Raw genomic sequence first — 14,935 nt, 5'->3', positions numbered from 1 at the left:
AAATGGATCTTCAATAATGAGCAACGAGATCAACCCAGTAACTTACAACTACAAAGTTGTACGACAATTCGCCGTTATGACGGTGGTGTGGGGAATTGTCGGCATGGCTGCGGGTGTATTTATAGCCGCACAGCTAGTTTGGCCCGAACTAAACTTTGACAACCAATACCTGAGCTTTGGTCGTATTCGTCCACTGCACACCAATGCCGTAATTTTTGCATTCGGCGGATCGGCGCTTTTTGCTACGTCCTTTTATGTGGTGCAGCGTACATGTCAAGCTCGCTTGATCTCTGATAGCTTGGCAGCTTTTGTGTTCTGGGGTTGGCAAGCAGTTATCGTTGCAGCAGCAATCACTCTTCCAATGGGCTTCACAAGCTCTAAAGAATATGCCGAATTAGAATGGCCAATCGACATCTTAATCACCTTGGTCTGGGTTGGTTACGCTGTCTTGTTCTTCGGCACGATCATGAAACGTAAAACCAAGCACATCTATGTAGCCAACTGGTTCTACGGTGGCTTCATCTTAACGGTTGCGGTCCTCCATATTGGTAACAACCTGGCTGTTCCAGTAACAGCCATGAAGTCCTACTCAATCTATTCCGGCACTGTTGATGCAATGATGCAGTGGTGGTACGGCCATAATGCAGTAGGCTTCTTCCTTACTGCAGGCTTCTTAGGAATGATGTACTACTTCGTACCAAAGCAAGCAGAACGTCCGGTTTACTCTTACCGTCTATCTATCGTTCACTTCTGGGCACTTATTTCACTTTATGTTTGGGCGGGTGCTCACCACCTTCACTACAGTGCACTTCCAGATTGGGCTCAAACGGCGGGCATGGTCATGTCATTGGTACTTCTTGCACCATCTTGGGGTGGTATGATCAACGGTATGATGACCCTGTCCGGTGCATGGGACAAACTCCGCACGGACCCTATCCTTCGCTTCTTGGTCGTTTCGCTGTCGTTCTACGGAATGTCTACGTTTGAAGGCCCGATGATGTCTATCAAGACTGTCAATGCACTTTCACACAATACTGACTGGACTATCGGCCACGTGCACTCAGGCGCTTTAGGCTGGGTTGCGATGATTTCTATCGGTGCAATCTACCACCTAATTCCCAAGCTGTTTGGCGTAAAGGCGATGTTCAGCACATCGCTCATAAACATCCACTTCTGGTTAGCAACGGCTGGCACCGTTCTGTACATCGCAGCAATGTGGGTAAACGGTATTATGCAAGGCTTGATGTGGCGCGCGGTCAACACCGATGGCACCCTAACTTACAGCTTCGTAGAGTCACTTGAGGCGAGCCACAATGGTTACCTTGTGCGCTTGATCGGTGGCGTTATTTTCCTAGTCGGCATGCTTATCATGGCACTGAATGTTTGGTTAACAATCAAACAGAAAGACGCCAAAGCGCTCGATTCAATGCCTGCGACTGCTTAAGGGAGATAAACGATGAAGCAACATGAGTTAATTGAAAAGAACCTTGGCCTGATGATCCCTTTGATCATCGTGGCTATCAGTTTCGGCTTCTTAGTAGAAGTTGTCCCTCTATTCTTCCACAAGGATATGAAGACACCGGTAGATGGCCTTGAGCCATATACTGCTCTTCAGCTAGAAGGCCGAGACATTTATATCCGTGAAGGCTGTAACACATGTCATACACAGATGATCCGTCCATTTAGAGCAGAGACCGAGCGATATGGTCATTACTCGGTGGCTGGAGAGTTCGTTTACGATCACCCTTTCCTTTGGGGATCAAAGAGAACAGGGCCTGATCTGGCTCGTGTAGGCGGTCGTTACAGCGACGATTGGCACAGAGCGCACATGTACAATCCGCGCAATGTTGTTCCAGAGTCTAAGATGCCGTCATATCCTTGGCTGTTCACTGCAAAGATTGACCACAAAACAACTCCATTGAAGTTGGAAGCTCTTCGTAAAGTAGGCGTTCCATACACAGATGAAGATATAGCTGGCGCAGCAGACGCAGTGAAAGGCAAGACTGAGATTGAAGCATTGGTCGCCTATCTTCAGAACCTTGGCACCTTGATCGGTAACAAATAAGAGCAACCATGGATATAAATACGCTACGCGGCATGTCGACCATCTTGGTCATGATTGTTTTCATCGGCATTTGTTGGTGGGCTTTCAGCAGCGCAAAGAAAAAAGACTTTGAAGATGCAGCCAACCTGCCCTTTGATGACGACGACATTGCAGAGCGCACGCTAAGCGAAAAAGAGAGAGAGAATCATGACTAGTTTCTGGAGTTTTTGGGTTTCCATTATCAGTCTGGGAAGCATATTCGGTAGCCTTTGGCTTATTTACGTGACACGTAAGAGCCAGACATCCGACACTGAAACGGAAAAAACAATGGGCCATACCTTCGATGGCATCGAAGAATATGACAACCCATTACCTAAGTGGTGGATGTACATGTTCGTCGCCACCTGTGTATTTGGTCTTGCCTACTATGCACTCTACCCCGGCCTTGGCAATTACAAAGGCCTGCTAGGCTGGACACAAGTCGGTCAGTGGGAGAACGAAGTACAAACGGCAGAAGAAAAATACGGTCCTATTTTTGAAGCGTATGCTGCGACGCCTATTGATGAATTGGTTCAAGATGCAGAGGCGATGAAAGTTGGTCAACGTCTCTTCGCAAACAACTGTGCGGTTTGTCATGGCTCTGCTGGTCGCGGCGCGATTGGTTTTCCCAACTTGACCGATGATGATTGGTTGTACGGCGGTACTGAAGAAGCAATCAAAGCCACTTTGGTGAATGGTCGAATGGGCAATATGCCAGCTAAAGGCTTGAATCCAGCGATGACCAATGCTCAAGTTGATGACATGGTTCATTACCTGTTGTCATTCAGTGACCGCAGTGACAATTCTGAGGCGGCTGAGCGCGGTGCAGCAATGTACCAAACAGCATGTGCAGCGTGTCATGGTGCTGACGCTAAAGGTAATCAAGCCCTCGGCGCTCCAAACCTAACCGATAACGTTTGGTTGTATGGCAGCACGCCTAAGCGCATTTCTCACACGCTTCTATATGGACGTGCGGGTGTGATGCCTGCTCAGTTAGAGCGACTTGGCGAAGAGAAAATTCACTTACTTACAGCGTATGTAAAAAGCCTTTCTCAGAACTAAGATAGAGATCGAGGCCCTTTCAACAGAGAGGGCCTTTCCTCCAGCCCTGCAAATCAGCTTGGGCTAAACATCAAGAGACGCGAGTAGTTATGTCGGAAAAAATCCCGGTTAAACAGATTGAACCAGGCGCTCAAGACTTAGAGACATACAGCAGCAACGCTGCTCAAGACGGCGTGACCAAAACCGTTGAGCTCTACGCATCTCGAAAAAAAATATACGTTAAGAAAATCAAAGGACTCTTTCAGGGCATCAGACGATATTCCCTGTGGGCCCTTATGATCATGTATTTCTCAATCTGCTGGATATCCGTTAATGGGCAGCAGATTGTTCACTTTGATCTACCGGCACGTAAATTCCACCTATATGGAATTACCTTTTGGCCTCAAGACTTTTTCCTTTTGGCGGTAGCACTCATTATTTGCGCCTATGGGCTGTTTTTCATCACCACCCTGTTCGGGCGCGTCTGGTGTGGTTACACCTGCCCTCAAACGGCCTGGACTTTTATTTTCATGTGGATTGAGGAGAAAGTCGAAGGCAGCCGAAATCAACGAATTAAGTTGGATAAAGCTAGCAACGACATTAGTAAAGTTAGTAAGAAGGCTTTAAAGCATTTTCTTTGGCTGTTTGTTGCATTCGCAACGGGGCTGACGTTTGTCGGTTACTTTTACCCTATACGCGAGCTAGTTCCAGATTTATTCGGTCTTGCGGCGAACGGTTGGGCCTACTTCTGGATCGGCTTCTTTACTGTAGCGACTTATTTAAACGCAGGCTGGTTGCGCGAACAGGTCTGTCTCTATATGTGCCCTTACGCGCGCTTTCAGTCGGTCATGTTTGATCCGGATACACTCATCGTCTCGTACGACAAAGGTCGGGGCGATCCACGAGGCAGCCGCAAGCGCAACGCAGATTATAAAGAGCAAGGCCTTGGCGACTGTGTTGATTGCGGCATGTGTGTTCAAGTCTGCCCCACCGGCATTGATATCCGTGATGGGCTGCAGTACGAATGCATCGGCTGCGCCCTGTGCATTGATGCCTGTGACTCAATCATGGATAAAATGAACTATCCAAAAGGCTTGATCAGCTACACAACCGAACAACGACTCGAAGGTAAGTCGAGCCATATCTTAAGGCCAAAATCGATTGCTTACGCGGCGTTGCTCGTGATTATGACAGGCACATTCCTGATGCATATATTGAATCGCGTACCGCTCGAAATTGATGTAATTCGTGATCGAGGCTCTCTGTTCCAGCTCAATGGGTTGGGCGAGATAGAGAACTCTTATACCGTTAAAGTTATGAATATGACTGATGAGAATCAACGCATGACGCTTGAAGTTTCCGGCTTTGATGGTTTGAAGATTGGTACGACTTCTGAATTCGAAGTTGTTTCCGGAGAAGTATACAATCTCCCAACAATTGTCGAAGCGAAACCGTCCGATTTACCAGGCAGCAGTAATGAAATCAACTTTACCGTTCGCTCCATAGACAATCCTGAACTTGAAGCGTACTCAGAAAGTCGCTTTCTCGGATCAAAAGAGTAAATTTTATGAGTACCCAAGCAATGAGCGAACCGAAACAGAAGTGGTATCAGCAACGCTGGCTTCTCTTTGTAATGAGTGTTCCAGCTGCTTCTGTCATTCTTAGTAGTATCATGATCTACCATGCCGTAACCGGCAAAGATTCATTGGTAAATGACAACTACTATAAATATGGCATGGAAATAAATCAGACCATTGGTCAAGACAAGCTCGCAAAATCACTTGCCGTAGAGGCGACGGTCACCATCAAAGAAGATGGCGACGTGATCATAAACTTGGCTTCTCTCGCCACAGAAGTTGAGCCGTTTCTCACGTTGAAGCTAGTGCACCCAACACTTGGAAACCTCGACAGCGAAACAAAGCTTTTTCCGAGCCCGTCAGGGTATACCGCTCAGGTGCCAGAGAATTTGAGCGGGCTTTGGTATTTAGACTTATATTCGCATGACGAATCTTGGCGTATTCGTCGCCAGACTTCCCTTCCCACGAATGCCTTTGTAATGACACCATAGGGCGTTGTAGGGAACTTCTTACGGCCATGCTATGTGGACGAGGCTAGATGAGCCAAAACTGCTTTCATTGCGGAGAAACGATTCCACTAGGATTTCATGCGCAACTGCAAATTAAGGGGCAGCTAGCTGCGTTCTGCTGTTATGGCTGTCAGGCTGTGGCGCAAGTCATCCTAGATGACGGACTAGAAAATTTCTACAGCCATCGAACAGCCCTCGCGAGCAAGCCACTGGAACTTGCTGATGACGAAATCACGCAACTCAGACTGTATGACGACCCCCTGCTCCAGGAAGAGTTTGTTCAGACAGTCAGCGTTGACGACACGCAAACCTCTCAGCAGTCTTCACGACAAACCTCTCTTAGTATTTCCGGTATTACTTGCGCGGCGTGTATCTGGCTTCTCGAACGTGAAATCAATCGACTCGATGGCGTTCTCAGCTTCTCGATCAATCACAGCACCCATAAAGCATTCATCGAATGGGAGCCTTCCTTTCAACTGAGTAATGCGTTGATTCAAGCACGTAAGCTCGGCTATCAAGCGAAGCCTTACCGACATCACGAAGCTAAAGTCGCGGCGATACGAGAAAAGCGTATGGCCATTTTCCGTATTGCGGTCGCTGGCATAGCCACAATGCAGAACATGATGTTTTCGATCCCACTCTATCTCGGGATGTACAACGATGCAGATACGCAGTTAATCGGTTTATTTCGCTGGGTCAGCATGTTCATGGCGGCACCTGTCGTATTGTTCTCAGCCCTGCCTTTTTACCTCGCGGCAATCCGCTCTCTCCGAGCAAAGAAGCTCAGCATGGATGTACCTGTGAGCATTGCTATCATCGTTGCCTATCTCGCCAGCTCCTTTACGACGATCACCACGGTTCCGACGCTCGAGTCAGATGTATATTTTGACTCTGTTGCGATGTTTGCATTTTTCCTACTTGTTGGACGCTTTGTCGAAATGCAGACTCGCCATCATTTTCTTACTGATGACGCCGATATGGACCAACTTCTGCCTGAGACGGCAACGATCATGGTCAACGGAAAACCTCAGAGTGTGGTAAGCCATCGTATCGCCTCCGGTGACATTTTGCGTATTAAACAGGGCGAAGTTGCTGCTGCCGATGGCGTTGTAGTGTCGGGATCATCGTTGTTTGATGAGGCCGCGCTAACCGGGGAGTTCTTGCCCGTCGCAAAAAACGAGCATGACTTTGTCAGCGCAGGGACGGCTAACATCGAAAATACTATTGAGATACGCGTTAGCGCACCAGCAAAGTCTAGCCGACTCTCCTCAATAGTCCGCTTGATAGGCCAAGCACAATCAGCAAAACCTAGAACACAAACAATGGCAGACAATCTTGCATCTTATTTTGTCGCTTTGGTCTTAGTCTCCTGCACTGCAACAGGGGTCTACTGGTTCTTGAATGATTCAAAACATGTTCTGGCAATCACGCTTTCAGTTCTAGTCGTAACATGTCCCTGCGCACTATCCCTTGCCACACCGACCGCCCTCACGGGGGCTACAGCAGCACTCCGTAAACTCGGCTTCCTTCTGGCGAAGAACCATGTTTTGGAAGCAATGTCGCGCGCTGATGATGTCATTTTCGATAAGACAGGAACGCTGACGCAAGGCAAACTGAGTATCGCACACATAGAACCTTTATCGGGCCAGTCGGAGGAGCACGTTCTTGGCATTGCAACAGCGTTGGAACGGGAGACGCACCATCCGATTGCGAGAGCATTTGATTGCTCTGTCGCGACTTCAGCGAGCAATCTTCAGCATCATACCGGCCAGGGCGTATCCGGCGAGGTAGAGGGAACTCGCTATTTTCTGGGTAGCGCGCGCTTTATCGAACAGGTAACAAAAGACGGCTTCTCATCTGTTAGCGGCGCTAAGGAAAGTCACTCTCAAGTATTTCTTAGTTCAGATCAGCATATTTTGGCGCGATTCGATCTTAGCGACACACTCCGCCCTGAAGCAGCCGAGACAGTTAGAGCACTCGCTAAGCGCGGCTCAACCATCCATATATTGAGTGGCGACCAGCAATCTGCCGTGGAAAACATCGCTGAAAAACTGAGGATTGCGCATATAAACGCTGAGCAAAGCCCCGAAGACAAACTCGCCTACGTTAAAGCGTTACAAGACAAGGGCCGAAGTGTGGTTATGGTCGGCGATGGCATTAATGACCTGCCCGTTTTAGCACAGGCTGATCTCTCTATTGCTATGGGCAGCGCCAGTGATCTCACAAAACTGAATTCAGATGCCGTGCTATTAAACGAGCATCTAGATGTCCTGGCGAAAGCCTTTGAGCACGCTTCAAAGACACGTAAAATCATAAAAGAAAACATCGCATGGGCGCTCGGATATAATCTTTGCATGCTACCATTGGCGATGATTGGCCTTGTTCCGCCGTACTTTGCGGCACTTGGCATGTCACTTAGCTCATTGATTGTCGTTTTTAATTCTACTCGTCTTCGAAGCACGTAAGGCCTTATGGAAATTCTCTACATACTGATTCCTGTTTCTCTCATTCTAGTGACCATTGCGATTGTACTTTTTGGCTGGGCTATAAAGAACGGCCAATACGATGACCTTGAAGGGCCCGGCCACAGCATCTTGTTTGATGACGATGATGACATGATTCCAGGCCCAGACGATAAACCGAGAAACAAGCCTCTAGCAAAGTCTGAACAGGAGTAAACACCTATTTTGCTTGAAACCCTGCTAAGCGCTTTTCTACTTGGAATATTGGGTTCAGGCCACTGCCTCGGCATGTGCGGTGGGCTATCATCAGCGCTAGGCCTTCAGAGTTCCCAACAAAGCTATGTTCTTAGCTATCACCTAGGCCGTGTCGTGTCTTACACAATGGCGGGTATCTTTGTAGGGTTGATCGGTTTTTGGTTCGCAGAATATTTAGGTGCCTTAACCGCTTTAAGGGCGCTTGCAGCCATTATGCTGATTCTGATGGGTTTTTACCTAGCGGGTTGGTTCAATGGACTCATATTAAGTGAAAAGCTAGGGAGTCTTGTTTGGCGTAGGCTACAACCTCTCGGAAAACGCTATCTTCGCCCTTCGGGCCAAGCTCAAGCGATATGCCTCGGTTTAGTTTGGGGCTGGCTGCCTTGCGGCTTAGTATATTCAAGTTTGATCTACGCAAGCTCTCAAGCGCATTGGTTTAACTCAGCGCTCACAATGCTGTGCTTTGGTATTGGAACGCTGCCAAGTATGCTCGGGGTGTCGTTTATGGGCAAACAAGCCACAGCGTGGCTGAATAGCACACGATTCAGAAAAGCAGCCGGTATTGCCTTGCTCATTTATGGTGTCTGGTCCCTTACTCAATTAGTGCATTTTTATCAGTAAAAGCACCTGACTCCGCACTACTCGCCTATTTTGACTCAAGGCTGATAGATTTCTAGCACCTGAACAATACCCATATCTTCGCTAGACTTTGAAGACGAAATGATTTGATCATTATCAAACTCATAGGGCTTTCGTTGCCCTGAGCGGTCTATTTCAAGGCTCTCAAAATCAAAGAGTTTTGTATCCGCTAGCTGCGACGGCGCGACATTCTGAAGAGAGCTAAATATCGCCTCTACTCTCGAGGGATATTGGCGCTCCCAGTCTTGCAGCATTGTCTTGATGGTTTGACGTTGTAAGTTTTCTTGCGAGCCGCATAAATTACATGGAATGATCGGATATTCCATGATATCTGCGAAGCGCTCGATGTCCTTTTCACGGTTATACGCAAGCGGTCGAATAACAATGTTGCGGCCGTCATCCGAGAGGAGTTTTGGCGGCATCGCAGACAATTTGGAGCCATGAAACATGTTCAAAAACATGGTTTCGACAATGTCGTCCTTGTGATGCCCCAAGGCAATCTTCGTCGCTTTTATATCTTCTGCAAAAGAATAGAGCGTGCCTCTGCGCAGACGAGAGCACAAGCCACAGGTCGTCTTCCCTTCGGGAATCTTCGACTTAACGATGGAATAAGTATCTCGGTCAACAATGTAGTATTCAATCCCTAAGGACTCGAGATACTCAGGCAATATATGCTCCGGAAAACCAGGCTGTTTCTGATCTAAGTTGACTGCCACAAGTTCAAAGTTAATAGGTGCGCTTTTTTGCAGACTCATGAGGATGGAAAGCATGGTATAGCTGTCTTTACCGCCCGAGAGACAAACCATAATACGGTCACCAGCTTCAATCATATTGAAGTCCGCAATCGCCTTGCCCATGCCCCCGCGCAAGCGCTTTTGAAGCTTATTGAACTCGTATTTCTCTGAACCAACTAAGGACTTCATCGCCCCTCCCAAAACATACCCAAACGAGACCGACTTTCAATCAATCCCATGCTGGCGGCGATTATAACGAAAACCGCTGTCGTCACCTAAAAAACCAGTGTGTTTGCAACAAAAAATAACAGGTCTTGGACTGGCCGCTCAATCATAGCCGAAAACAGCAACTATACTTCCCGCAAGCCGAGGGAGAGCACTATGTCTAATGAGCTCATAAACGCCGAACGTCCGCAACGCAATGCGATTACCCGACTACTCGATACCGTTGAGTGGCTAGGGAACCTATTGCCCCACCCAGTCATCCTGTTTGCCATTTTGTGCGCTCTAGTCATCGTGGGGAGCGGTATCGCCGGTTACTTTGAACTTTCAGTCGTCGACCCGAGGCCGGAAGGAAGTAAAGGCAGAGCAGATAACGGCTTGATTGAGGTTGTCAGCCTGCTCAATGTCGCCGGATTACAGCAAGTACTGAGTGAACTGGTGAGAAATTTCACCGGGTTCACACCTCTAGGTACCGTACTCGTCGCGCTTTTGGGAGTAGGAATTGCAGAGCGATCAGGAGTAATCTCGGCTGCAATGCGAAGCCTTGTAATGGGAGCCCCGAAAAAGCTTGTCACTTTCATGGTTGTGCTGGCGGGCATCGTTTCCAATACCGCAGCTGAACTTGGATATGTGGTGTTGATCCCGCTTTCAGCCATGATATTCCTATCACTCGGCAGACACCCATTAGCGGGCCTTGCAGCTGCATTTGCAGGCGTATCTGGCGGCTATAGTGCAAACCTGTTAATCGGCACTGTCGACCCTTTACTTTCGGGTATATCCGAGCAGGCGGCGCAACTCATATCACCTGATTATCAAGTAGGCGCGGAGGCAAACTGGTATTTTATGATCGGATCTACCTTCGTGATATCTACTCTCGGTATGCTAATCACTGAATATATTGTCGAGCCAAAGTTAGGTAAATACAATCCGGACGAGGCGCCTGCTGACTCAATGGAAGAGTTGACGCTAGAAATGGACAGTCATGCCGTCACCGATATTGAAAGAAAGGGTTTACGCACTGTCGGCATATACACGCTTATATTCTCGGGCCTGCTTGCCGCGACGATCGTCCCTGAGAATGGCATATTACGACACCCCGATACAGGACTCGTTGCAGGGTCTCCTTTCTTGAAGTCCATCGTCGCGTTTATCTTCATCTACTTTTCGCTAGCGGGGATTATCTACGGCAAAGTCGTTAAAACAATCACAAGCTCTAACGATGTCGTTCATGCGATGAATCACGCCATGACGACAATGGGGGCTTATATTGTCTTGGTATTTTTTGCTGCGCAATTTGTCGCTTTCTTTAAGTGGACCAACCTTGGAGCAGTGCTCGCTGTCGTGGGTGCAACAGGTCTGGAAAGCCTCGGCTTAACCGGCCCTGAGCTATTCTTCCTTTTCATCGGAGTATGCGGCGTCATTAATCTATCCTTGGGGTCTGCATCTGCGCAATGGGCCGTCACTGCGCCAATCTTTATTCCTATGCTGATGCTTGTTGGGTACTCGCCAGAAGTCATTCAGGCAGCCTACCGAATAGGGGATTCATCAACAAATATCATCACACCGATGATGAGCTATTTTGGGCTTATTCTAGCGGTGGCCGAAAAATATCGTCGCGACATGGGGATAGGCACCTTGATCTCGATGATGCTGCCCTATTCCTTTATCTTCCTCACCTGCTGGAGCATTTTCTTTTACTTGTGGGTGTTTGTTCTCGGCCTTCCCGTTGGACCAAATACACCGACGCACTACACAATGTAAATGCACACAGCAGTAGTTAGCGTGATCTAGTCTATGCTGAGAGATATGGAAACCTTTCAGCATATTACAAGCTATCTTGGACAGGCCTTCGAAGAGCAACCTGTTTGGCGTGAACATGCGCTCATACGGAAAATGCAACGAGATGGCATCGAGCCCATCGCTTCACTATCCTTATCCAACATGCTGTCGCTTTTTAAAGTGCATTTCCTGGTCCGACATGGGCTCTACCAACTGAGAGCAAAGTGGCGAAGCACACAACGTGCAGATTTGATCATAGGAACGATAGAGATCGTCTCTATCCCCTATCCCAGCGCTACGAAAAGCGATGGGGCAACCAACTCGGAAATCCGCGAAACTGACTTGCTCGAGCACTACTACAAAGACCTGAGCAACTATGAAACTATGACCGAAGCTGAAGTCGAGCTACTGCTTAACGGTTTCTGGCAGCGCCTTCAGAGCCCTGAAGACGCCAGCGAGGCATTGAAGACCTTAGGCCTCGAAGAAGGGGCTAGCTATCAAGAGATAAAATCTGCTTTTCGCAAACATGCTCAACAATCGCATCCCGATAAAGGAGGCGATGGCGATGTATTTAATTCCATTACCAAGGCCAGAGATACTCTGCTTGCGCAAGCCGCTAAAAAATAAACAGCTCTAATGCATTTACGTTTTAGAAGTCTTGAACACCTAAAAAAGGCTTACAGGTTGAGAGGTTCCTGCTCTGTCTTATACAACCTAAAGCCGCGCCGCTCATAGTTTTTCAAGGCAACAGGGTGGTCAAGGTTGCATGTATGCACCCAAACTCTAGACACGCCTTCCCAAGACCAGGCTTTCGTAATCGCGTCTTCCAATAAGGGACGCCCAAAGCCCTGACCAATAAATTCTGGGCTCAATCCAAAGTAGAGAATCTCTACATCTCCACGCTCTCTGCGTAATTCGAAATAACCGGCAATAATGCCATCACTGTATGCCACCCAGGTCCGAAGGTCTGGGGATGACACTAGCGCATGCCACTGAGAGGTATCCCAAGCGAGCCTATCAGTCCAATCCCATTGCTTACCCACCAGCGTATATAAAAATCGATTAAACTCCGGCTGGATACCCGTACATTCAATCAAGCAATATGCAGGCATGGTCGACGTGCGTGGCTCAAAAACGGGAGCGTCAAGCATCTCGAGATAGTAGGTAATCAAGTTCTCCATATTACGCGATGCTTTCCACGATGCTTTCCAGAGCTACCAGAGGCTTATCCGCTTTTGTAATGGGTCGCCCTATCACGAGGTAATCAGATCCAGCCTGCAATGCCTCAGCCGGCGTCATAACTCGGCGCTGATCGCCCAGCTCAGCACTGGCCGGACGAATCCCAGGCGTAACCAATTTGAACTCACGTCCCAGCTCCTGCTTTAACTGTGTTACTTCATGAGAAGAGCAGACAACACCATCAAGCCCACAGTCTTTGGTAAGACGAGCTAGACGCATCACGTGCCCCATTGGCTCATCATCAATACCTACGCCAACGAGATCCGATCGCTCCATGCTCGTTAACACCGTGACGCCGATAAGCATGGGAGCCTGCTTATATTGACTCAGTTTGTCAGCACAAGCCTGCATCATACGCTGGCCACCCGTTGCATGAACATTCACCATCCAAACCCCCATATCTGCGGCAACACCAACCGCTTGCGCTGTTGTATTGGGAATGTCGTGAAACTTAAGATCTAAAAATACGTCAAAGCCGAGCTTATGAAGCTCTTCAAGAATGACGGGGCCGCAGCGCGTGTACAACTCTTTTCCGACCTTAACGCGACACAGTGAAGGATTTAGTTGTCGAGCTAGGGAGATCGCGGCGTCCGCCGACGGAAAATCTAGCGCAACAACAATAGGAGAAGTTACTTGATTCATAATATAAAGCTTTAAGTTATGTCACTAATTAGCGACGACAGGTTTAATAGATTCCCAATGAAAACAACTCGGGCATTGCCAATGAAAGCCGCCGTTAAAACCACAATCAGAACACTGATAACCAATCAACTGGCCTTCTGCAGTCGACATTGCTTTGGTCAACCGTTCCACTGGTGCCTCTGTATAGTTTGGCGCCACGAACCTCGCAGCATAAAAGGAGAGAACCCTAGAACGCGGCTCGATATCAATATCCGCCTCTACCAAAGCGCGCGCCTCGCCTTTTTTCCCCGCCTCAATTAATTCCTTGGCCAACGCGAGAAGTATCCTATCATTTCGATGCTTTAAGTATATCCGTTTAAGGAAGTCACGCATCTTTGGTTTAGTGCTAGTTGCATCGGAACATACCACCAAAAGATCAACAGCTAGAGGAGAAAAGTCTGGATGTTCTTCAACTAACGACCTCAAATACCCAATCGCTTGAACAAACCCGTGCTCAGCAGACTTTAACTGAGCCAAAAGCAGCAAAGCTCGGGGGTTCTTAGGGTCGACTTTGGAAGCATAATCTAGGTGATGACGCGCTAAGTTATGACGGCCGGACTCTAGCTGAGACACCGCAATCTCACAATGATAATGCCCCATTCGCTTCGCTAGATCAGGATCACGTTTGCAATCCCATTTCGATATCAACTCAATTGCCTGCTCCCAATCTTTTTGTCGCTCAAGAATCGATAACAATAGCCTTCGCGCTTGGTCACTTAAATCTCGAGTAAAAACAAGTTCTTCAAGTAAGGACTCAGCTCTGTCGAATAAACCTGCTGCCTTGTAATCTCTTGCTAGCTCAAAAGTAACAGCATGCGCATTTTCAGTACTTAACTGGGGATGAGCCAAGAGGTTCTGATGAATGAGAATCGCACGATCAACCTCCCCTTCTTGACGAAAGTGACGGCCAATCGATAAGTGGATAGGCAAAGTTTTAGCACTTACCTCCAGCCCTGATAGAAGCTCATCAATCGCCGTGTCCGAGTAGCTGTCCATAAGTAAGCGAAGCGGTGAGCGCGATTTCGTTAAACCGCCTCTCGGTTTAATCGATTTACCTTTTGAGCGAGTACGATACTGAAATCGCCCCAGATACCAACCAATACCAATGGACGCCACAATCAATACCACTAGCGAAAACTGGTCTGCAAATACATTCATTGAAGATTATGTGGCAGAAGCATCCGAAGACGCTTTTTTAAGTTTTCGCTCAGCCTGAGCCAGCTTGGTTTTTAGCACTAAGCTAGCAGGTAAACGAACGAGATAACCAACAACGCCACCCAACCCCAGTGCAACTAGCAGAGCAACGCCAACATTCAACTGAACCGTATCGATGAGCAAATCAACCGTAACCAGGGTCTCATTGGCTAAAGCAAACGCGGCAGCAAGAGCAATCACAACAAGAGCAATCACCGCCTCAATTAAAAATCGAATTTTAGACATAGAAAACGCAAATCAGGCCTGTTAGAAGACCTAATCATAGTATCACGTGAGAGTTTTTAGTTGCCACCGCTGAACGCGGTGAACGAATGAATAGCTGGTAAGATTGCGGCTAGGGAAGCCAAAGGGTCAGATGTATTCGCTTCGAGAAGTCTACCCCCGTAGAGCTAATAGCCTTCTTTCAAACTATCGTTTACGAGGTCACGCAACTCTTTACCCGGTTTAAAGTGCGGCACGTGTTTAGCGTCCAATGTAACGGACTCTCCAGTTTTAGGGT

The 14,935-nt window shown here is 48.0% G+C and carries 17 protein-coding genes; 11 read left to right on the top strand and 6 right to left on the bottom strand.

What is annotated here, in order from left to right:
- The first annotated feature begins 16 nt into the window (after positions 1 to 16).
- From ccoN to A3750_RS24360, 9 genes are all read left to right on the top strand, one after another.
- Entirely contained in the window at positions 17 to 1,444 is a 1,428-nt protein-coding gene (gene ccoN, locus A3750_RS24400) for a cytochrome-c oxidase, cbb3-type subunit I (protein ID WP_068453964.1), read from the top strand.
- Between the two features lie 12 nt (positions 1,445 to 1,456).
- Positions 1,457 to 2,065, top strand: a complete 609-nt coding sequence (gene ccoO, locus A3750_RS24395; protein ID WP_068453968.1) for a cytochrome-c oxidase, cbb3-type subunit II — start codon at positions 1,457 to 1,459, stop codon at positions 2,063 to 2,065.
- Between the two features lie 8 nt (positions 2,066 to 2,073).
- The gene (locus tag A3750_RS24390) at positions 2,074 to 2,259 is read left to right on the top strand and encodes a cbb3-type cytochrome c oxidase subunit 3 (RefSeq protein ID WP_068453970.1); all 186 of its coding nucleotides are present in this window, start codon (positions 2,074 to 2,076) and stop codon (positions 2,257 to 2,259) included.
- The gene (gene ccoP / locus A3750_RS24385; RefSeq protein WP_068453972.1) at positions 2,252 to 3,145 is read left to right on the top strand and encodes a cytochrome-c oxidase, cbb3-type subunit III; all 894 of its coding nucleotides are present in this window, start codon (positions 2,252 to 2,254) and stop codon (positions 3,143 to 3,145) included. The genes A3750_RS24390 and ccoP overlap by 8 nt, the downstream gene beginning before the upstream one ends.
- Before the next feature lie 89 nt (positions 3,146 to 3,234).
- Complete coding sequence (gene ccoG, locus A3750_RS24380; protein ID WP_068466596.1) at positions 3,235 to 4,686, top strand: cytochrome c oxidase accessory protein CcoG; 1,452 nt, start codon at positions 3,235 to 3,237, stop codon at positions 4,684 to 4,686.
- Between the two features lie 5 nt (positions 4,687 to 4,691).
- Complete coding sequence (locus A3750_RS24375) at positions 4,692 to 5,192, top strand: FixH family protein (RefSeq protein ID WP_068452074.1); 501 nt, start codon at positions 4,692 to 4,694, stop codon at positions 5,190 to 5,192.
- A gap of 47 nt (positions 5,193 to 5,239) precedes the next feature.
- Positions 5,240 to 7,675: a heavy metal translocating P-type ATPase gene (locus tag A3750_RS24370; protein WP_068452071.1), complete on the top strand. Its 2,436-nt coding sequence runs from the start codon at positions 5,240 to 5,242 to the stop codon at positions 7,673 to 7,675.
- Between the two features lie 6 nt (positions 7,676 to 7,681).
- Entirely contained in the window at positions 7,682 to 7,888 is a 207-nt protein-coding gene (gene ccoS, locus A3750_RS24365) for a cbb3-type cytochrome oxidase assembly protein CcoS (protein ID WP_068452068.1), read from the top strand.
- A gap of 9 nt (positions 7,889 to 7,897) precedes the next feature.
- Entirely contained in the window at positions 7,898 to 8,548 is a 651-nt protein-coding gene (locus A3750_RS24360) for a sulfite exporter TauE/SafE family protein (RefSeq protein WP_068452065.1), read from the top strand.
- 35 nt (positions 8,549 to 8,583) lie between these two features.
- Here the strand turns inward: A3750_RS24360 and ttcA are convergent, their stop codons facing one another.
- A complete protein-coding gene (ttcA, locus tag A3750_RS24355; RefSeq protein ID WP_068466044.1) occupies positions 8,584 to 9,489 on the bottom strand; it encodes a tRNA 2-thiocytidine(32) synthetase TtcA in 906 nt (301 codons plus the stop codon).
- A gap of 192 nt (positions 9,490 to 9,681) precedes the next feature.
- Between ttcA and A3750_RS24350 the strand changes: the two genes are divergently transcribed.
- Together A3750_RS24350 and A3750_RS24345 are read left to right on the top strand one after the other, a co-directional pair.
- Positions 9,682 to 11,283 (top strand): AbgT family transporter, encoded by a 1,602-nt coding sequence (locus tag A3750_RS24350; protein ID WP_068455955.1) that lies wholly within the window; start codon positions 9,682 to 9,684, stop codon positions 11,281 to 11,283.
- 45 nt (positions 11,284 to 11,328) lie between these two features.
- Positions 11,329 to 11,928 (top strand): DNA-J related domain-containing protein, encoded by a 600-nt coding sequence (locus A3750_RS24345; RefSeq protein WP_068491612.1) that lies wholly within the window; start codon positions 11,329 to 11,331, stop codon positions 11,926 to 11,928.
- Between the two features lie 50 nt (positions 11,929 to 11,978).
- Here A3750_RS24345 and A3750_RS24340 read toward each other — a convergent pair whose 3' ends face one another.
- The 5 genes from A3750_RS24340 to A3750_RS24320 all read right to left on the bottom strand — a co-directional run.
- A complete protein-coding gene (locus A3750_RS24340) occupies positions 11,979 to 12,482 on the bottom strand; it encodes a GNAT family N-acetyltransferase (protein ID WP_068455949.1) in 504 nt (167 codons plus the stop codon).
- Between the two features lies 1 nt (position 12,483).
- Positions 12,484 to 13,182 carry an orotidine-5'-phosphate decarboxylase gene (pyrF, locus tag A3750_RS24335; RefSeq protein WP_068455946.1) on the bottom strand — a complete coding sequence of 233 codons (699 nt, stop codon included), beginning with the start codon at positions 13,180 to 13,182 and terminating at the stop codon, positions 12,484 to 12,486.
- Positions 13,183 to 13,206: 24 nt separating this feature from the next.
- Positions 13,207 to 14,379 (bottom strand): tetratricopeptide repeat protein, encoded by a 1,173-nt coding sequence (locus A3750_RS24330; protein WP_068455943.1) that lies wholly within the window; start codon positions 14,377 to 14,379, stop codon positions 13,207 to 13,209.
- 6 nt (positions 14,380 to 14,385) lie between these two features.
- Positions 14,386 to 14,661 carry a LapA family protein gene (locus A3750_RS24325; protein WP_068455940.1) on the bottom strand — a complete coding sequence of 92 codons (276 nt, stop codon included), beginning with the start codon at positions 14,659 to 14,661 and terminating at the stop codon, positions 14,386 to 14,388.
- 164 nt (positions 14,662 to 14,825) lie between these two features.
- A partial coding sequence (locus A3750_RS24320) for an HU family DNA-binding protein (RefSeq protein ID WP_197475293.1) occupies positions 14,826 to 14,935 on the bottom strand: 110 nt, incomplete at its 5' end.

The organism is Oleiphilus sp. HI0079 (assembly GCF_001635105.1).
Note: the sequence above shows the minus strand (reverse complement) of the source record. Positions and strands in the feature narration are given on the sequence as shown.